This is a genomic window from Actinokineospora cianjurensis, assembly GCF_003663795.1.
GTDB lineage: Bacteria > Actinomycetota > Actinomycetes > Mycobacteriales > Pseudonocardiaceae > Actinokineospora > Actinokineospora terrae.
Genome location: NZ_RCDD01000001.1, coordinates 383,923 through 401,756 on the forward strand (window position 1 = coordinate 383,923; position 17,834 = coordinate 401,756).

Below are 17,834 nucleotides of genomic sequence, written 5' to 3' on the forward strand. Positions count from 1 at the left end.
CCTGGGATTTCCGCCCCTACCGCAGCTCCGCGACGACGGCGAGGTCCGCGGCCAACGCCTCCCGGTCGGCTGGAGTCAGCTCCAACGCGTCGATCTGCTCCAAGAGGTCGGCGGGGGACTCGCCTACGCGGACCTGCAGTTCGGCCAGGTAGACCAGGGCAGGCAGCCGGTGCGCGGGCGGCGCGTCGGCGTGCCGGGCAAGGGCGTTCTCGAGCACGCGGACCGCGGCCGGGACGTCACCGCGAGAATCGGCCTGCCGCGCCGCCGTCTCCACCGCCTTGCCGAGCCTGCTCTCCGGCGCGGGCCCGTCCCCGGTACGACCGGAGATCCGCAGCCAGTTCCCACCGGGGTCGACCACGCTGAACCCCGCCGACATGCCCTGCTTGCGCCGCGGCCTGGTCATCCGCGGGATGCCGGACACCGGCACCTTCCCGAACGCCGCCCGCAACCCGGCGGCGAACGCGGCGTGCAGGACCTCGGTATCGGCGACGACGATGACCACGCTGCCCATCGAGTCGGCCGGGTCGAACCCCTCGACGGCGAAGAAGTGCAGGTAGATGCCGCCACGCTGGATGGAGGCGAACGGGTTGGGGCGCTGCTGGCGGTAGGTCACCTCGAACCCGAGGGCGGTGTAGAAGGGCACCACGTCGTCGAGATCGCGGCAGGGCAGACCGGGGATGACCAACTCGGTGGACATACCGAAAGACCGTACACTGTTCGGAGTATCAGGAGGTAGCGGAAATGGAATACGCGGGACGCGGTGACGCGGTGCGCACGATGGCGCTGCTGTGGGACGGGCTTCCCGCACCGCAGCGCGGCCCTCGGCAACGGCTCGACCTGCCGCGCATCGTTGACACGGCGATCGCCGAGGCAGACCGCGCGGGACCCTCCGCCCTGTCGATGCGCTCCCTCGCCCAAGCCCTCGGCATCGGTGCGGCATCGCTCTACACGTACGTGCCGGGCAAGGCGGAACTACTGGAACTGATGGTCGACCGCGTCGCGGGCACCCAACCCCTGCCCTCGGCCGCCCGCGGGTGGCAGACCGGCTTGCGCGACCTCGCCGAGTCCGACCTCGCCAACTACCGCGCACACCCGTGGCTGCTGCAGATCGCCACGTCCCGCACGGTGTTCGGCCCGCACGTCATCGCGCGCTACGAAGCCGCCCTGGCACTACTCGACGGCCATGACCTACCCGCGCTCGACATCGCGAACCACATCGCCACCCTCGACTCCTACACCCGCGGCGCCGCGGCAACAGTCGTCGAAGCCGAACAAGCCTTCTCCCACACCGGCAACACCGACGACGAATGGTGGACCGCGCGAGCCCCCCTCCTAGACGAACGCCTCAACAACCGCTTCCCCCACCTAACCGCCCTAGCAACAAGAGGCGCCTTCACCGTCTCGTCGACAACGCAGCCTTACACCCTGCAACGCGCCCTGGATCGCTTCACCCACGGCCTATCCCTGCTCTTGGATGCCCTCGCCACCCGCGTCACCACCGCGAAGAACACCACCTGACCGGCCATTGATCCGACCAGGCGCCGTGGGCCATGATCAACATCAGCCCCGCCGGAGGTGTGCGCATGGAGATCAAGCCGGGCGGATCGGACCCGCTCGCCGTCCCCAGCCTCTCCGATGCGATCGGCGACTTCCTGGCGGGCGTCACCGCCGCGCTCACCGAAGGACCGGTCGAGATCGGAACGCGCTACCCCGTCACCAGGAGCGGCCCGCGCGACGAGATCCCCCGCACGCTCCGGCGACTGGTCTGGTACCGGGACCGAGGGCGGTGCCGACTGTGCGGCCTTGGCGGTGATCGGATGGAGCTGGACCACATCATCCCCTGGTCGAGCGGCGGCCCCGACACCGGCGCCAACCTGCGGGTGTTGTGCGAACCCTGCAACCAGGAGCGCGGCAACTTCCGAACCTTCGAACCGATCTCCCAGCTCCCCGTCACCCTCATCTGCGACGCGTGCATCGTCCGCCACGGCCAAGTCGAGCACGACAGCCCGCACGGCGTTCGCTACGACATGTGCCCGATCTGCTCCGAGCACAACTTCGACTGGACGATCATCGAGCAAGGCCGGTTCCAGCTCGCGTTCTGCGGCAGCTGCCGCACACGAGCACGGGTCACCGACGCGCGCCGAATACTCTAGCGAGCAGGTACCGGGCGATGATCACTTCGCCGAGGCGCAGAGCGACGACCACCCAGCACTCAAGGCCCGGCAACGGAAGAAGGCCCGGGTCAGCGAACTGACCTGGGCCTTCTGGCTGAGCCGCCTAAGGGAATCGAACCCTTGACCTGTTCATTACGAGTTCCGTAGTGATCATGTCGGGGGGTGCTGGGTGGTACCGCTCCAGTCTGATCCATGCAGGTCAGGCCGGAGCGGCTGCCGTTCGGGACCGGTGCGTATCAGGTGCTGATCATGCGTTCGGGCACACGTCGGGCACGCCTGTTGACGCCTAGAAGCGCAGGTCAGCGTTAGTGCGGGCAGGTCTCGATCACGGCACCCACAGTGCGGGTGCGGACCCGACAATGAGGCGTGGGGCAAGCCGTTGAGCAGGGGCGGGCAGGCCCAACAGCCCCTCGACCACGTGGGACAACGAGCCCGTGCGCCGCTCATCGCAGGCTGCTCGCAGCCCAACACCAGCAGGCCGGGCGGGTTAGGGACGCCCGAACGGTCCGTGTGCGGTGCGAGCGCGAACGTGCTGAACCCGGCGAATCCGCTGTTCTGGTCAGAGCCGAGGTCGACCAGTGTGGTGATGCCGTCCGACGCGCTGCCCCGGTGCGGGACCACGGTGGCGATGGAGCGGGCGACCCTCAGCAGGTCCGCCGAGTCGGTGAGCCCTTCGACCAGGGCCACGCCGTGCCGCGTCAGCGCCTCGACCGCTGCCGACCGGTCGTCGGCCGCGATCCAACCGTCCCCGAACGGACCGTTCATCGTCTCTACCTCCCGAAACGCTGGTTTCGTGGAGATCATGGGAACGCGGCCCGGACCTGCACGTCCAGTGACAAGCTGTCAACACAGGGTCGCCTGGTGCCGCACGGCAGGGTGTTACGTTGCGGACGAGCACATCGCGTCTTCCGGAGGTCAACGCCGATGAACCAGCCCGTCTACCCCGTCTCGATCAAGGGCGTGGTGGTACGTGACGGCAGGGTGTTGCTGTTGAAGAACGAGCGCGAGGAGTGGGAGCTGCCGGGCGGCCGGATCGAACCCGGCGAGACGCCCGAGGAGTGCGTGGCGCGCGAGATCACCGAAGAGACGCGGTGGGAGGTCACCACCGGCCCGATCATCGACACGTGGATGTACTACATCAACGTGGTCGAGAAGAACGTGTTCATCGTGACCTACGGCTGCCACCCGAACGGCGACACCGAACCCGTACTTTCCCATGAACACAAGGAAATCGGGCTGTTCACCGAGTCCGAGGTGCCTGGCCTGAACATGCCGGCCGGGTACAAGCGTTCGATCGCGAGTTGGTTCGCGCACCTGCGCGAGACCGACCGGGAACCGGTCCGGTGACCACCCATGACCGGCGGACGATGCGAGGTGTGCGGGGCTGAGCTGAGCAGGCTCGCCGTCGAGCCGGTTTGTCCGACGTGCCACGCGAGCGCACGTCACGCACCGCCGATCATGCCGGTTCGCCCCCTGACGCCTGCCGTCTGGCTGTGGTCGGCTCCCGACGCGGCAGCCGCCCTGAGGACCCGCGACCTGGCGACGATCCTCCGTACCTACCGCACGGTGAACCGCCTCAGTCAGGAACGGCTCGCGGCGCTGCTCGGCTACGACAAGACCTACGTGTCCATGATCGAGACCGGTCGGCGCACGATCAGCGACGTCACCACCAGTCGCCATATCGCGCGGGTTCTCGGGTTGCCGATGCACGTGCTCGGCGTGACGGACAACGACGATGCCGACTTCGCCGCCATGATCCAGTTCGGTGACTCGACCATCCGGCTCGCCGAGATCGCCCGCCAGTCCGGTCGGGCGGTCGACGCGGTCAACGAGCTATGGCCGTTGGTCGCTCGGCTGGAAGCGCGAGCCGCCGAGGGCCGCGCCGAGCGCGACACGATGATCCTGCTCGGGCAGGGCAGGGCCGCACTGGGCGTCTCACTCGGCACCGTGCTCCCTGAAGAGCGCCTGTCCGCAGCGGCGCGCTGGACCGGCAAGGCCCTCGTGGTCGCCGAACGCCTGGGTGATCCGACGTTCCTCGCTCACGCACTCCGGATGCACGGCAACGAGCTGCGCAAAGCCGATCACGTCGGCGCGGCAATCGCGCACCTCAGCCGAGCAGTGGCCGTGTCCGACGACCGGGAAGGCCAGGGTGCCGCCTTTGCGCTGCTCGCGCGTGCGGCAGGAGAACAGGGCAACCCGGACCTCTTTGACCAGGCCATCACTGGCTATCGCAGCCTGCTCGACTCGGGCATGGGGCGCGGGATGCTGTTCAACCGGTTCACCTTCCGGGAGATCGCGCTACGCGGCCTGATCTCGACTGGCCGCGCCGCCGAGGCGGTGCGCGCCATGCAGGTCGACGTGGGTGGGCCACCGGTCGCACCGCAGTGGCACATCATCGAGCGGGTAACCGCCGGTCAGGTGCTGCTCGCCGCCCGACACCGGGAAGGCGCGACGGAAGCGTTCCGCGCGTCGTTGACGGCCGCCGAGATCCACCGGTTGCCGCACCAGGTCCAACGGACGATCCGAGCGGCAGACGACGCCGGACTCACCGAGGTGAGCGCCGAAGGCCGCGCCGTGCTCCAGCGGCTGACCGATCAGCTTGCCTCGTCCTCAGCCCGGCAGTAGCCCGATCACCGGAGTTTCGTACACAAGGCGAGCCGAACGGTGATCCGGATGCACGGTCACACGTCGATCGACCAGACCGATCCCTGACCGAATCCCTGACGGACGGTCGCGATCCCGGCACGCTTGCGGGCTCGCTTCACTGTCGCCTCGGCGATGCCGTCCACGCGGGCAGCCTTGATGACCCCGGCCGCCTTGTCGCGCGCCACAGCGGAGAACGCCCGACTACCGGTCAACGCTGCCTGTGGAGGGGCCATACAGACGACAGTGCCCTGGCTGGCTCCACATACGGCTCCACGAGGAGCGCTCCTTGGAGCCAACCAGGGCTCTGACCTGCGAGCCGCCTAAGGGAATCGAACCCTTGACCTGTTCATTACGAGTGAACCGCTCTGGCCGACTGAGCTAAGGCGGCGTGACCGGTGACCACTATAGCGGGTGCTGGGGCGTGACTTGCAGGCGCCCACGTCGTTTACTGGGCGGTAGGTTTGCGAGAGGAGCTGTGATGCGGCTGTTGGCCTTACCCGGCGCGGTGGTGGTGTTGGTGTTGGCGGCTGGGCCTGCGGGGGCGCAACCGACCACTCCGGTGCCGCCTCTGGTGGATCCGGGTGGGCCGCCTGCTTCGGCGCCGGTGGGGGTGCAGCCGTTGGGGCGGGCGGTTGGGGATGCGGGGACGGGGTTGGCGGTGATCCGGCTCTTACCGAACACGGCGCCTACGCGGTCGATCATCCCGGGGGCTGAGGGCAAGCTGCCCAAGCAGGCCGGGGTGGAGGTGGGGTTCGGGTTGGCCAGTGCGCAGGTCAACTCGGAGGCATACCTCAGCTTCGAGAAGGTCATCGCGCAGGCGTCGCCGGGGGGTATCGCGGTTCAGGGGGCTAGTCCGCAGACGCCGGGAGCGTTAGCGCAGACGGCGCCGCCGGGCAATGTGCAGCCGAAGAGCGGTGGCGTCAACCCTCCCTCTACGCCGCTAGACACGCTCGTGAAGGCTGGGCTGCTCAACGGCCAGGTGCACGCGCAGTGGAGTGACACCCTCGGCCCCTGCGTCGGGACGATCGCGGACTCCTCCACCGAGCTGGCCAGTCTCTCCGCCCTCAACGCGATCCCCACCCTCCCCAGCACCCCCGACCTCACAGGCGTGTTCGACGCCCCGAACCTCGACCCCGCCGCCGATCAGGCCGTGGTCGACGGGCTGAAGAACCTCACCGGCGGGCTCAACACCCTCGGTGGCGTGCTCGGCGCGAAGTCCGCGCTGCTCAGCCTCCCCAACACCCTGGCCGCCCGGTCCGTGGTCCGGTTGGTCGACATCCCCGGGTCCCCGAACAAGGCCGTCGAGTCCACTTCGACCATGCAGGTGGCCGCGGTGAAACTGCTCGCGGGCACCCCGTTCGAACTGTCCGTCAACGTCGTCAGCCAACCGACCCTGATCGTCACGTCCACTGGCGACAAAGCCACCTCGACCGTCCGCTACACCGCCCCGATCCTGGACGTGGTGCAGGGCGGTAAAAGCCTCGGCCGACTGGACGCCGCGAATCCGGCGCTCGACGTCCCGGTCGGGATCCCGCTGCAGAACCCGGTGGAGAAGCTGCCCATCATCGGTGGTCTGCTCGGCAACGGACAGGTGATCCCGACCGGCTTGTCGAAACTGGACCTCGGGGTGCTGCGGCTCTCCGTCGCCGGGCTGAACCAGAAGGGCGAGGAGGCCACGCAGCCGTTCAAGGGCTACCAGCTCGGGGCGACCGCGCGGCTGCTCGACCTCCAGGTCCTGCCCACCGACGCCCTCGGCCTGCCGAACCTGCCGTCCGCGCTGGCGCAGATCTCGCTGGGCGAGCAGGTCGCCCGGGCGTACGCACCCGCAGGCGGTGTGGTCTGCGGGACCGCCACGAGCACGCCCCAACAACCGCCCGCTCCGCAACCAAAGGGACCGCAGCTGGCTTACACAAATGCCGCCTACCATTCCGTGCCCATTTTCTGGGCGGGTACCGGAATGTTGCTGTTCGGCGTCGTCCTCGTTGCCGCACTACCGCGCAGAAAGCGCTCTAGCCCATGTACAACTGGGTGATCATCGATTCGACGGCGATGCGCGGTTTGACGTTGATCTCGATGGCCTCGCGGCAGGCGAGAACGGCTTCCAGGCGGCGGAGGGTGGATTCCTGGGTCCACTTCTCCGCCGCTTGCCGTGAGCTGGTGGCGTGGTCGGGGTGGTTCAGCGCCGCCGTCGAGCCGGACGAGGTGACCAGCACGTCGCGGTAGAACCCGGCCAGGTCGACCAGGGCGAGGTCGAGCGCGTCGCGCTGGGTCCTGGTGGCCCGGGACTTCTGCCGACGCTCCAGTTCCTTGATGGCGCCCGCGCTGCCCCTGGTGGCCGCCGCGGCGCCCTTGCCGGTGCCCCCGGCGCCGAGGGCGGTCTTGAGCGCGTCCTTCTCCACCTCGTCCCGGGTGCCGCTGACCTGGCCCGCGTCCGCCTCGGCCGCGCTCACCAGGTCGTCGGCCGCGTCGAACACGTCCGACAGCCGCCGCAGGTTGATCGGGATGCGCAGGACCTTGTCCCGGCGCTCCCGCGCGGCCGGGTCGGTGGCCAGGCGCCGCGCGCGGCCCACGTGCCCGCTGCTCACCGACGCGGCCCAGGTCGCGGTCTCGCCGTCGATCCGGTCGCGCAGCTGGAGCACCTCGGCGATCGCGGCCGCCGACGGGGTCCGCAGCGCCACCACGCGGCAGCGGGAGCGGATCGTCACCGAGACGTCGTCCGGGTGGTCCGAGGGCGCGCAGAGCAGGAACACGGTGCGCGGTGGGGGTTCCTCGACCGCCTTGAGCAGGGCGTTCGCCGCGCCCTCGGTCAGCCGGTCGGCGTCGGTGATCACCACGACCTGCCAGCGCCCGCCGGTCGGCCGCCGCGCCGAGGTCTGCACCAGGGCACGCATCTCGGCCACGGAGATCGACAGCCCCTCGGGGACGACCATCCGCACGTCGGCGTGGGTGCCGGACATCGCGGTGTGGCAGCCCTGGCACTCGCCGCAGCCGATGCCGCCCGGGGTCGTGCACTCCAGCGCGGCGGCGAACGCCCGCGCGGCGACCGAGCGGCCGGACCCGGGAGGGCCGGTGAACAGCCAGGCGTGGGTCATGCCCGCCGCGGTACCGGTGCCGTCGACCAGTTCGGCGGCAGCGGTGGCCGCCGTGCTGAGCACCGAGATCGCCTCGGTTTGGCCGACCAACTGCGACCAGACCGTCATCAGTACGACTCCGCCTGCGCGAACTGGGCCAGCTTGCGGCCCGCCATGGTGGTCTTGACCGCGATCAGGACCCGGTCGTGGACGTCGGAGGCGGACCCGTCGCCGTCGACCACCACGTAGCGGTCGGGGTCGGCCGCGGCCATGTCGGTGAGCACGCTCTGCACGTGCCAATGATGCTCCGCGTTCCCGGCGCGCGGCGGCAGGGTCGCCGGGTCGCGGTCGAGCAGGACGGTGATGTCCGGGCGCAGCCGCTCGGTGGCCCAGTCGGCCAGCCCCTCCAGCTCGGTCGGGTCCAGGCCCGCGGCGACCGACAGGTGCGCGAGCGGGCTGTCGACGAACCGCTCCATGACCACGACGGCGCCACGGGCGAGCGCGGGCTGGATCTCGCGTTCGACCAGGTCGGCGCGCACGGCGGCGGCGACGAGGGCGTGCGCGCGGGCGCTGTTGAGACCCGCCTCGGTGAGCACCGACCGCAGCCGCACGTCGTCGAGCGCGGGGTCGGCGGCCAGCAGGACGTCGGTGCCGGAGTTCGCGCGCAGCCAGTCGGCGAGCAGCGTGGCCTGGGTGGAGGTGTCGATGTGGGTGTTGCCCTCGACCGCGATGAGCAGCCCGGTCGACCGGCGCTTGGGCTTGCGGCCGATGGCGGCGCGCAGGTCGGACAGGATCGTCTCCGACCGGCGGTCGTCCATCTGCCGGTAGGCGAGCACGCCCATCACGGTGGCCAGCAGGCCGGCGCCGAGCAGCACCGGGCGGGTGCCGTCGATGATCATCGACCGGCCGAACAGGGTGACGCTGTGCGGGGCGACCAGGCCGACCAGCACCGGGGTGAGCGCCATCCCGCCAGCGAAGATGATCTTCATCAGCGACTGGTAGATGGCGTTGATCCGGCCCCGGATCGAGTCGTCGACCTCGGTGCCGATGATCGTCACGCCGGTCAGGAACGCCGCGCCAGCGCACATGCCCAGGATGGCGCAGGTGATCAGCGAGACCACCAGGTGCGGCGAGAGCGCCACCAGCAGCAGGTCGATGCCCGCGGTGACGATCGCGATGCCGAACAGCCGGTTGCGCGGCAGCTTGCGGGCGAGCTTCGGCGCGCCGCCCATGCCGGTGGCCAGGCCGATGAACAGGGCGACGAACAGCAGGCCGAAGCTGGCCTGGCCGCCGAGCACGCTGGTCGCGTAGACCTGCGAGGACCCGACGAGCGCCCCGGCCGCGACGAACGCGCCGATCATGCCGATGAGCAGGCCGCGCACCAGCGGCGATGTCCGCACGAAGGTGACCGCGTCGCGCAGCATGGCGCCGAACCCGCCGCTGGTGTCGGGCTTGTCGGACGCCGCGGCCTTCGGCGCGGAGGCCACCCGCCGCGAGAGCTCCGGGATCCTGGTGGCGATGGTGGCCGCGCTGGCCAGGTACAGGGCGGCGATGATGAACAGCACCAGCCTGGTGGCCCCGGCCTCGGACTCGCCCGACTCGGTGGCGGCGCGCTGCAGGCTGAAGTTGGTGTTGATGCCGGTGATGGCCGCGTAGAGGCCGCCCGCGCTGATCACCGCGATGCCGTAGGTCATCACCATGCCGAGCTGGTTGGCCGTCTCGACCTGGTCCGGCCTGCGCAGCAGGTTGGGCACCGCGGCGTCCTTGGACGGGATCCACAGCAGCGCGCAGAAGCCGACCAGGAAGTTGCCGACGAACAGCCACAGCGGCGAGCCGACGATGGCGATCGACAGCAGCAGGCCGAACCGGCCGACGTCGGCGAACACCATCACCTTGCGCCGGTCGAACCGGTCGGCGAACAGGCCGCCGAGCGGGGCGAACAGCAGGCCGGGCAGCAGTTGGGTGAGCACGACCCCGGCGAAGGCGAAGCTCTGCGTCTTGTAGTCCTGGGTGGCCTGGCTGACCAGGCCGGTCAACGCGAGCAACGACAGCCAGTCAGCCACGCTGCACAGGTAGGTGACCCCCCACAGCCTGCGGAAGGGCCGGATGGCGAGCACGCTGCGTGCCCGGTGCGCCATCGAGGTCTCGGAACCGGTGCTGGTCTCCGTGACCGTCCCGGTGCCCGCACTGCTCTCGCCGTTCAGACCCCCACCCACCTTCCACGCGGTCCGACCTGGTCCCAGGGTAACCGGGGAACCGGCCTGACCTGGTCATCCGGGTGGCGCACGGCACGCAGCCGCCCGGTCACACCGGGCTAACGACACGAACCGGACTAGTCCACCCGGGTGACAAGCACGTCCCGACCGGCACAGGCTAGCCAGCCTGTCACCGGAACGGGTGACTTCGCGTGATCCCGCCGGATCAGGACTTGGCCTTCGCCGGTGCCTTCTTGGCCGCGGCCGTCGTCTTGGCCGCCGTCGACTTGGCCGCTGTGGTCTTGGCGGCGGCCGTCTTGGTCGTCGTCGACTTGGCGGCGGTGGTGGTCTTCTTGGCCGGGGCCTTGCGCGGGGCTGCTGCCCGCTTCGGCGCCGGGCCCTTGGCGCGCTTCTCCGCCAGCAACTCGGCGGCGCGCTCGTCGGTCAGCGTCTCCACGCTGTCGGACTTGCGCAGCGAGGCGTTGAACTCCCCGTCGGTGACGTACGGGCCGAAGCGGCCGTCCTTGACGACCATCGGCTTGCCGGAGACCGGGTCGTTGCCCATCTCCTTGAGCGGCGGGGCCGATGCCGCGGCCTGCCTGCCGCGCTTCTTCGGCTCCGCGTAGATCTTCATGGCGTCTTCCATGGTGACGGTGAAGATCTGGTCCTCGCCCGCCAACGACCGCGAGTCGGTACCGCGCTTGAGGTACGGGCCGTAGCGGCCGTTCTGCGCGGTGATCTCCTCGCCGTTGCCGGGGTCGACACCGACCACGCGCGGCAGCGAGAGCAGCTTGAGCGCGTCGTCGAGGGTGACCGTGTCCAGCGACATCGACTGGAACAGCGAGCCGGTGCGCGGCTTGGGCTTGGCCGGGGCCTTGGCCCTGGTCTTCTTCGCGCCCTCGGCTGGCGGCGCCTCCTCGACCTCGGGCAGCACCTCGGTCACGTACGGCCCGAAGCGGCCCTCCTTGGCCACGATCTCGTTGCCGGTGACCGGGTCGTTGCCCAGCGAGCGGCCCTCGACCGGGGTGGCGAACAGCTTCTCGGCGATGTCCACCGTCAGCTCGTCCGGCGGCAGGTCCTCCGGCAGGTTCGCCCGCTGCGCCGCGCCGTCGACCTCGCGCTCCAGGTACGGCCCGTAGCGGCCGACGCGCACCACGACCGGGCGGTCCTGGTCGTCGGCGAACACCTCGATCGAGTTCACGACCTTGGCGTCGATGTGCTCGACACCGGAACCGACCAGCTTCTTGAGCCCGCCGGAGCGCCCGACCGAGCCCTCGGGGCCGACCGCGCCGCCGAAGTAGAACCCGGACAGCCAGTTCGTGCGCTGCTGGGTGCCCGCGGCGATGCCGTCGAGCTCCTCCTCCATGGCGGCGGTGAAGTCGTAGTCGACCAAGCGGCCGAAGTGCTGCTCGAGCAGGCCGATCACCGAGAACGCGATCCAGGACGGGACCAGCGCGGAGCCCTTCTTCCACACGTAGCCGCGGTCCTGGATGGTGTTGATGATCGAGGCGTAGGTCGACGGGCGGCCGATGCCCAGCTCCTCGAGGGCCTTGACCAGGCTCGGCTCGGAGTAGCGCGGCGGCGGGCTGGTGGTGTGCCCGTCGGCGCCGAGGTCGGTCGCGGTGACCGCGTGGCCCTTGGTCAGCAGCGGCAGGCGGCGCTCGGCGTCGTCGGCCTCGCCACCGGCCTCGGAGTCCACGGCCTCGACGTAGGCGCGCAGGAAGCCGGGGAAGGTGATCGTGCGGCCGGAGGAGGAGAACACGCACTCCTCGCCGCTGGCGGCGTTGCCGGTGATGCGCACGGTCATCGTGGTGCCGCGCACGTCGGCCATCTGGGAGGCGATGGTGCGCTGCCAGATCAGCTCGTAGAGGCGGAACTCGTCGGACTCCAGCTCCGCGGCCACCTGACCGGGGGTGCGGAACACCTCACCGGCCGGGCGGATGGCCTCGTGCGCCTCCTGGGCGTTCTTGACCTTGCGCGTGTACTGGCGCGGGGTCGGGTGCACGAACTGCGGGCCGTAGAGGTCGGATGCCTGCGAACGGGCGGCCTGGATCGCGGTCTCCGACAGCGTGGTGCTGTCGGTACGCATGTAGGTGATGTAACCGTTCTCGTAGAGCCGCTGCGCGGTGCGCATCGTGCGGTCGGAGCCGAAGCGCAGCTTGCGGCCCGCCTCCTGCTGCAACGTCGACGTCATGAACGGCGCGTAGGGCTTACGGGTGTACGGCTTCTCCTCGACGCTGGAGACGGTAAGAGCCGCCCCGTTCAGCGCGTCGGTAAGACGGCGTGCCTCGGTCTCTTCGAGCAAGAGGACCTCGGTGCTGCCCTTGAGCTTGCCGTCCTGGCCGAAGTCGCGGCCGGTGGCCAGGCGGGTGCCGTCGACCGAGAGCAGCCGGGCACCGAAGTTGCGCGGCTCGGCCTCGGCACCGGCGTCCATCGACGCCGAGATGTCCCAGTAGCTCGCCGCGATGAACGCCATCCGCTCGCGCTCGCGCTGCACGACGATCCTGGTCGCCACCGACTGCACGCGGCCTGCCGAGAGCCTCGGCATGACCTTCTTCCACAGGACCGGGCTGACCTCGTAGCCGTAGAGCCGGTCGAGGATGCGGCGGGTCTCCTGGGCGTCGACCAGGTCGCGGTCGAGGTCGCGGGTGTTCTGCGCCGCGGCGAGGATGGCGGGCTCGGTGATCTCGTGGAAGACCATCCTGCGCACCGGCACCTTGGGCTTGAGCGCCTCGAGCAGGTGCCAGGCGATGGCCTCGCCCTCGCGGTCACCGTCCGTCGCGAGGTAGAGCTCGTCGACGTCCTTGAGCAGGCCCTTGAGCTCGGTGACGGTCGACTTCTTGTCCGGGGTGACGATGTAGATGGGCTCGAAGCCGTTGTCGACGTTGACGCCCAGGTTCGACCAGGTCTCGCCCTTGAACTTCTCCGGCACCTCGGCGGCCTTGCGCGGCAGGTCGCGGATGTGGCCCCGGGAGGACTCGACGACGAAGTTGCGCCCGAGGTAGGACGCGATCTTGCGCGCCTTGGCAGGCGACTCGACGATCACGAGCCGACGTGGCTCGGCACCGCCGGTGCCGTTGCCGTTTCTCTGCGTCCCAGTCGCGCCTGCCACGTGTCCCGCTCTCTTCTTACCCCGTGTCCGTCCCGCGTCAGCCTGCCAGTGTGCACGCCACGTCAGGGGGGCCCACTCCCAGGTTGCCCCAGCACGGCGGATCAGCCGACGAAGTATGGCCCTTTTTCCACCAGTAGCACGGTCAGGACACGGCGCGCATCCGGGAAACCGCGGGCCACTGCTCCGCGCACCCCGTTCCGGCCGGTGGCCCGACCAGCTCGCGGAGCCGCCCGAGGCGCCGCCCGCCGATCAACCGCAGTGCTGGTCCTACCTCATCCGTCCGGTACATAGTCGCAGGTAAACCGCACTGCGCGAGGGCGAACAGGAGAGGCTCGTGGGTGCCGGGCGCGTCGGGGTCGAGCGGCAGCAGGTAGGCGGCGTCGGCCCAGCGCCCAGCCGCGGCGACCCACATCCGCAACGCGGCACCATCGGGGACGAATCCGGCGGGCACGGCCTTGGCGGCGCCGTCACCCCAGGCGGCGGCCAGCGGCGCGAGGTCGACCCGGAACGCGGTGCGCAGACTGGTCACACCGTCGTCGCCGGTGTGCGCCTCGGCGCCGACTCCCCGCTCCGCATAAGCCCTGAGCAGGGCTTTCATCCGCCACGGCGCGTCGATCGGGACCACAAGACCCGCGGTGGCCCTGGCGAAGGTGGTCGTCCGACCCGGCCCGCACAGCAGGCCCGCGAGGTCGGCGACCCTGGGGTGGCGCGCCTCGGCGGAGAAGAACGACATCTGCTGCGCCACAGCGCTCAGAATAGAACAGCAGTTCGATCACGGTAAAGCGCCCGGACCCCGGGTGGGCACCGGATTTACCCCGAACGGAGGAACGCGGGGGCGGCAGCGGTCAGCCGCGCAGCGCGGGGACCCGGTCGCACTGCGGCGCGCGTTCGGCCCATCGGGTGACGTCGGACCCGGCGGTCCCGGCGAGCGGGTCGGCCAGGTCGAGCGCGGCCACCTCGGGCGCCACCTCGCCCGCGACCTCGGCCACGACGTGGGCGGTGGTGTTGTCGTCGAGCACGGTCCGCGCCTCGTCGAGCGGGGCGCGCAGGCCGCGGTAGGTGTCGGCGGCGACGTGGGCGGCGCGGTCACCGCCGGTGATCGGGGAGGGTGCCAGCCGGTCGATGGCGGCGACGGCGCTGCTGAGGCCGTCGGTGAGGGCGGCCAGGTACGCCGCGAGCGCGGCGCGGGCGGCGTCCGGGTCGGCCAGGTCGATGTCGGGCAGCGGTGTCGCCAGCACCACACCGGCGTCGGCGACCACGGCGCAGAACCGGTCGGCCCAGGCGACCATGGCGGACGGGTCGGGGTCGGGCGCGGCCGAGCAGGCCGTGGCGAGCGCGGTGCCCGCCACGGCCACAACCAGCCAGGTGCGCCCGGTGATCAGGAGGTCGGGGTGCTGCTCGCGGTGCCGGAGGCGGAGTCGCCGTCGAGCGCCTTGCAGCTCGGGGCCGCCTTGAACGCCTTGTCCAGTTCCGCGCTGCCGCGCAGGCCCTTGGTCGGGTCCTCGAGCTTCTGCAGGGCCTGCAGGTCCTCGCCGACCTTGAGGAACGCGGCCTGGAAGGCGGCCGGGTCCGACGGCGACGCCGCGGCCAGGTTGGTCTTCGCGGTGTCGACCGCGGTCTTGGCCTCCTCCAGCGCGGAGGTGGCCTTGGCGACCAGCGCCTTGCCGTCGGCGACCGGCGGGTCACCGGCGTCGCCGAAGCTGCTGATCATCTTGTCCAGCGCGCCGGAGAACTTGTCCAGGTACTCCACCAGCGAGGCTTGCGCCTTCACCGGGTTGCTCTGGTCGATCTCCGGCTGCGTGGAGAGCGCGGTCACCTGCGGGGCGACCGAGGCGCAGACCTTCTCCGCCCACGCGGTGGCGTCGCCGCCGGAAGCGGCGGAGGACGCGGTGGTCGTCGTGGCCGCCGCGCCGCTCGAGGAGCCGCCGGTGGCCTTGTCGCTGCCACCGCAGCCCGCGAGGCTGATGGTCAGGGCAGCGGCCGCCGCGGTGAAGGCGACGAGTCGACGTGCCATGTCAATTCTCCTTGCATTGGTTGTCCGTGGAGGCGTCCGGGGAAACCTCCCGGCGAATGCCCAAGATGCTCCCACGCTCCGGTGAACCCCCGCAGACCGGATGAGGCAGGTCCCGCGAACGGGACCTGCCTCATCGGGGCAACACGAACCGGATCAGACGTTCGCGGTCGTTTCCGCCGGGGTGTCGGCGATAGCGGTACCGCGCCGCTTCGAGACCACGACGGCGGCCACGATCAGCACGACAGCGCCGAGCGCGATGCCGACCCTGGCGCCGGTCGAGGCGTCCACGCCGACCGACAGGGTCACGATGGCGGGCGCGATCAGCACCGAGACCAGGTTCATCACCTTGATCAGCGGGTTGATCGCGGGGCCTGCGGTGTCCTTGAACGGGTCGCCGACGGTGTCGCCGATGACCGTCGCGGCGTGCGCGTCGGACCCCTTGCCGCCGTGGTTGCCGTCCTCCACCAGCTTCTTCGCGTTGTCCCAGGCACCACCGGAGTTGGCCAGGAACACCGCCATCAGCGTGCCGGTCGCGATGGCGCCGCCGAGGTAGCCCGCGAGCGGGCCGACACCGAGGCCGAACCCGACCGCGATCGGGGCGAGCACCGCGAGCAGACCGGGGGTGGCCAGCTCGCGCAGCGAGTCGCGGGTGCAGATGTCGACGACGCGGCCGTACTCGGGCTTGGCGGTGCCCTCCATGATGCCGGGGATCTCGCGGAACTGGCGGCGCACCTCGAACACGATCGCGCCTGCCGCCCGGGTCACCGCGTTGACGGCGAGACCGGAGAACATGAACACGACCGCGGCACCGATGATGACGCCCACGAGCACGTTCGGGCTGTAGACCAGGAACGAGAACGCGTTGCCGCCGTCCGCGATCGTCTGGCCTGCCTTGCCCAGGGCTTTACCGATCGCGTCCTGGTAAGAGCCGAACAGCGCGGTCGCGGCGAGCACGGCCGTGGCGATCGCGATGCCCTTGGTGATCGCCTTGGTGGTGTTGCCGACCGCGTCGAGCTCGGTGAGGATCTGCGCGCCCTCGCCGTGCACGTCGCCGGACATCTCCGCGATGCCCTGCGCGTTGTCGGAAACCGGGCCGAAGGTGTCCATCGCGACGATCACGCCGACGGTGGTGAGCAGGCCGCAGCCCGCGAGCGCGATGGCGAACAGCGCCACGATCACCGAGCCGGACAACAGGAACGCCCCGTAGACGGCGGCGCCGATGACGAGCGCGGTGTAGACCGCGGACTCGAAACCGACCGAGATGCCGGACAGGATCACCGTGGCCGCACCGGTCAGCGAGGTCTTGCCGACCTCCTTGACCGGCTTGTAGTCGGTGCCGGTGTAGTAGCCGGTCAGCCAGAGGATCACGCCTGCCAGCACGATGCCGATGATCACCGCGATGGCCGCGATCACCGCCGGGCTGCCCGCGATCTGGGCCGTCTCCGGCGCACCGAGCTCGGAGAACGAGGTCGGCAGGAAGATGAACGCCGCCGCGGTGCACAGCACGGCCGAGAAGAGCGCGGAGATGTAGAACGACCGGTTGATCGCGGTCAGGCCGCTCTCCCCCGGGCGGGACTTGGTGATGTAGACACCGAGCATCGCGGTGATCACGCCGAGGGCGGGGACGATCAGCGGGAACAGCAGCCCGGACGCGCCGAACGCGGTGCTGCCCAGGATGAGCGCGGCGACCAGGGTCACCGCGTAGGACTCGAACAGGTCGGCCGCCATGCCCGCGCAGTCACCCACGTTGTCGCCGACGTTGTCGGCGATGGTGGCCGCGTTGCGCGGGTCGTCCTCCGGGATGTTCTTCTCGACCTTGCCGACGAGGTCGGCGCCGACGTCGGCCGCCTTGGTGAAGATGCCGCCGCCGACGCGCATGAACATCGCGATCAGCGCGGCGCCGAAGCCGAAGCCCTCCAGCACCTTGGGGGCGGTGCCGGTGTAGACGAGCACCACGATCGCGGCGCCGAACAGGCCGAGGCCCACGGTCGCCATGCCCACCGCGCCACCGGTGCGGAAGGCGATCCTGGTGGCCTTCTCCCGGCCGCCGTCCTCGATCGATGCGGCGGCCACCCGCAGGTTGGCCTGGGTGGCCAGCCACATGCCGAGGTAGCCGATGGTGAACGAGAAGACCGCGCCGACCAGGAAGAACAGCGAGCGGCCTACCCGCTCGCCCCCGCTGTCGGCGGGTAGGAGGAACAGCAGCAGGAACACGGCTGTACCGAAGATGAGAAGTGTGTTGCGCTGCCGCTTGAGATAAGCCGCCGCGCCCTCCTGAACCGCCTTGGCGATCTCCTGCATCTTCACGGTGCCCTGACCGGCGGCCAGGACCTCCTTGAGCAAGACATAGCCGACGGCAAGAGCGGCGAGGGCGATCACGGCGACCACGGCCACTACACCGCGGTCTCCGCCGGTGAGCGTCAGGCCCTCCGCGAGGAACTGCCCGGACATCCGTCCTCCTGATGATCTGCCTGTACAGCGCCGACATCCGCCATTACCACAAGACGTCTACCGACCCCGTTTTCGCGTGTGCGCCACCACAATCGGTGGGATGTCGGCGGAGTCTATTGGTAAAGCGGATCACCTACGCGAGCTGTCCCATACCGTGCACGGTCAGTGATG

15 protein-coding genes and 1 tRNA gene are annotated in these 17,834 nt (G+C 70.2%); 5 read left to right on the plus strand and 11 right to left on the minus strand.

Annotated features, from left to right (window positions below):
• Positions 1–16: 16 nt before the first annotated feature.
• Entirely contained in the window at positions 17–697 is a 681-nt protein-coding gene (locus tag CLV68_RS01755) for a VOC family protein (RefSeq protein WP_121388878.1), read from the minus strand.
• A gap of 44 nt (positions 698–741) precedes the next feature.
• Here CLV68_RS01755 and CLV68_RS01760 point away from each other — a divergent pair, with 44 nt between their 5' ends.
• Both CLV68_RS01760 and CLV68_RS01765 read left to right on the plus strand, forming a co-directional pair.
• On the plus strand, positions 742–1,518 hold the full coding sequence (locus tag CLV68_RS01760) for a TetR/AcrR family transcriptional regulator C-terminal domain-containing protein (protein WP_121388879.1): 777 nt from the start codon (positions 742–744) through the stop codon (positions 1,516–1,518).
• Between the two features lie 65 nt (positions 1,519–1,583).
• A complete protein-coding gene (locus CLV68_RS01765) occupies positions 1,584–2,153 on the plus strand; it encodes an HNH endonuclease (RefSeq protein ID WP_121390892.1) in 570 nt (189 codons plus the stop codon).
• 171 nt (positions 2,154–2,324) lie between these two features.
• Here CLV68_RS01765 and CLV68_RS35940 read toward each other — a convergent pair whose 3' ends face one another.
• Entirely contained in the window at positions 2,325–2,978 is a 654-nt protein-coding gene (locus CLV68_RS35940; protein ID WP_121388880.1) for a TauD/TfdA family dioxygenase, read from the minus strand.
• A 120-nt stretch (positions 2,979–3,098) separates the two neighbouring features.
• Between CLV68_RS35940 and CLV68_RS01775 the strand changes: the two genes are divergently transcribed.
• Positions 3,099–3,521: an NUDIX hydrolase gene (locus tag CLV68_RS01775; RefSeq protein ID WP_121388881.1), complete on the plus strand. Its 423-nt coding sequence runs from the start codon at positions 3,099–3,101 to the stop codon at positions 3,519–3,521.
• 111 nt (positions 3,522–3,632) lie between these two features.
• Positions 3,633–4,799 (plus strand): helix-turn-helix domain-containing protein, encoded by a 1,167-nt coding sequence (locus tag CLV68_RS01780; protein WP_246009627.1) that lies wholly within the window; start codon positions 3,633–3,635, stop codon positions 4,797–4,799.
• A 56-nt stretch (positions 4,800–4,855) separates the two neighbouring features.
• Here the strand turns inward: CLV68_RS01780 and CLV68_RS33620 are convergent, their stop codons facing one another.
• Positions 4,856–5,005 (minus strand): hypothetical protein, encoded by a 150-nt coding sequence (locus CLV68_RS33620; RefSeq protein WP_170224033.1) that lies wholly within the window; start codon positions 5,003–5,005, stop codon positions 4,856–4,858.
• A 129-nt stretch (positions 5,006–5,134) separates the two neighbouring features.
• Positions 5,135–5,208, minus strand: a tRNA-Thr gene (locus CLV68_RS01790).
• Between the two features lie 90 nt (positions 5,209–5,298).
• Between CLV68_RS01790 and CLV68_RS01795 the strand changes: the two genes are divergently transcribed.
• Positions 5,299–6,852 carry a hypothetical protein gene (locus CLV68_RS01795; RefSeq protein ID WP_211346412.1) on the plus strand — a complete coding sequence of 518 codons (1,554 nt, stop codon included), beginning with the start codon at positions 5,299–5,301 and terminating at the stop codon, positions 6,850–6,852.
• Here the strand turns inward: CLV68_RS01795 and CLV68_RS01800 are convergent.
• From CLV68_RS01800 to CLV68_RS01830, 7 genes are all read right to left on the minus strand, one after another.
• Positions 6,830–8,020 carry a DNA polymerase III subunit delta' gene (locus CLV68_RS01800; RefSeq protein ID WP_121388884.1) on the minus strand — a complete coding sequence of 397 codons (1,191 nt, stop codon included), beginning with the start codon at positions 8,018–8,020 and terminating at the stop codon, positions 6,830–6,832. The two genes, CLV68_RS01795 and CLV68_RS01800, sit on opposite strands and share 23 nt — an antisense overlap.
• Positions 8,020–10,029: a bifunctional MFS transporter/dTMP kinase gene (locus CLV68_RS01805; protein ID WP_121390893.1), complete on the minus strand. Its 2,010-nt coding sequence runs from the start codon at positions 10,027–10,029 to the stop codon at positions 8,020–8,022. Before CLV68_RS01805 ends, CLV68_RS01800 begins: the two co-directional genes overlap by 1 nt.
• A 283-nt stretch (positions 10,030–10,312) precedes the next feature.
• Entirely contained in the window at positions 10,313–13,198 is a 2,886-nt protein-coding gene (gene topA / locus CLV68_RS01810) for a type I DNA topoisomerase (protein WP_121388885.1), read from the minus strand.
• A gap of 142 nt (positions 13,199–13,340) precedes the next feature.
• Positions 13,341–13,943: a hypothetical protein gene (locus CLV68_RS01815; RefSeq protein WP_246009628.1), complete on the minus strand. Its 603-nt coding sequence runs from the start codon at positions 13,941–13,943 to the stop codon at positions 13,341–13,343.
• Between the two features lie 100 nt (positions 13,944–14,043).
• On the minus strand, positions 14,044–14,547 hold the full coding sequence (locus tag CLV68_RS01820; protein ID WP_121388886.1) for a hypothetical protein: 504 nt from the start codon (positions 14,545–14,547) through the stop codon (positions 14,044–14,046).
• Between the two features lie 29 nt (positions 14,548–14,576).
• Positions 14,577–15,212, minus strand: a complete 636-nt coding sequence (locus CLV68_RS01825; protein ID WP_121388887.1) for a hypothetical protein — start codon at positions 15,210–15,212, stop codon at positions 14,577–14,579.
• 153 nt (positions 15,213–15,365) lie between these two features.
• A complete protein-coding gene (locus CLV68_RS01830) occupies positions 15,366–17,663 on the minus strand; it encodes a sodium-translocating pyrophosphatase (protein WP_121388888.1) in 2,298 nt (765 codons plus the stop codon).
• Between the last annotated feature and the right edge of the window lie 171 nt (positions 17,664–17,834).

Excerpts from the sequence above, each read along its gene's own strand:
- CLV68_RS35940 (WP_121388880.1), bottom strand. The coding sequence starts at position 2,978 with ATGATCTCCACGAAACCAGCGTTTCGGGAGGTAGAGACGATGAACGGT.
- CLV68_RS01795 (WP_211346412.1), top strand. The coding sequence starts at position 5,299 with ATGCGGCTGTTGGCCTTACCCGGCGCGGTGGTGGTGTTGGTGTTGGCG.
- CLV68_RS01800 (WP_121388884.1), bottom strand. The coding sequence starts at position 8,020 with ATGACGGTCTGGTCGCAGTTGGTCGGCCAAACCGAGGCGATCTCGGTG.
- CLV68_RS01765 (WP_121390892.1), top strand. The coding sequence starts at position 1,584 with ATGGAGATCAAGCCGGGCGGATCGGACCCGCTCGCCGTCCCCAGCCTC.
- CLV68_RS01775 (WP_121388881.1), top strand. The coding sequence starts at position 3,099 with ATGAACCAGCCCGTCTACCCCGTCTCGATCAAGGGCGTGGTGGTACGT.
- CLV68_RS01760 (WP_121388879.1), top strand. The coding sequence starts at position 742 with ATGGAATACGCGGGACGCGGTGACGCGGTGCGCACGATGGCGCTGCTG.
- CLV68_RS01825 (WP_121388887.1), bottom strand. The coding sequence starts at position 15,212 with ATGGCACGTCGACTCGTCGCCTTCACCGCGGCGGCCGCTGCCCTGACC.
- CLV68_RS01780 (WP_246009627.1), top strand. The coding sequence starts at position 3,633 with ATGCCGGTTCGCCCCCTGACGCCTGCCGTCTGGCTGTGGTCGGCTCCC.
- CLV68_RS01755 (WP_121388878.1), bottom strand. The coding sequence starts at position 697 with ATGTCCACCGAGTTGGTCATCCCCGGTCTGCCCTGCCGCGATCTCGAC.
- CLV68_RS01805 (WP_121390893.1), bottom strand. The coding sequence starts at position 10,029 with ATGGCGCACCGGGCACGCAGCGTGCTCGCCATCCGGCCCTTCCGCAGG.
- CLV68_RS01830 (WP_121388888.1), bottom strand. The coding sequence starts at position 17,663 with ATGTCCGGGCAGTTCCTCGCGGAGGGCCTGACGCTCACCGGCGGAGAC.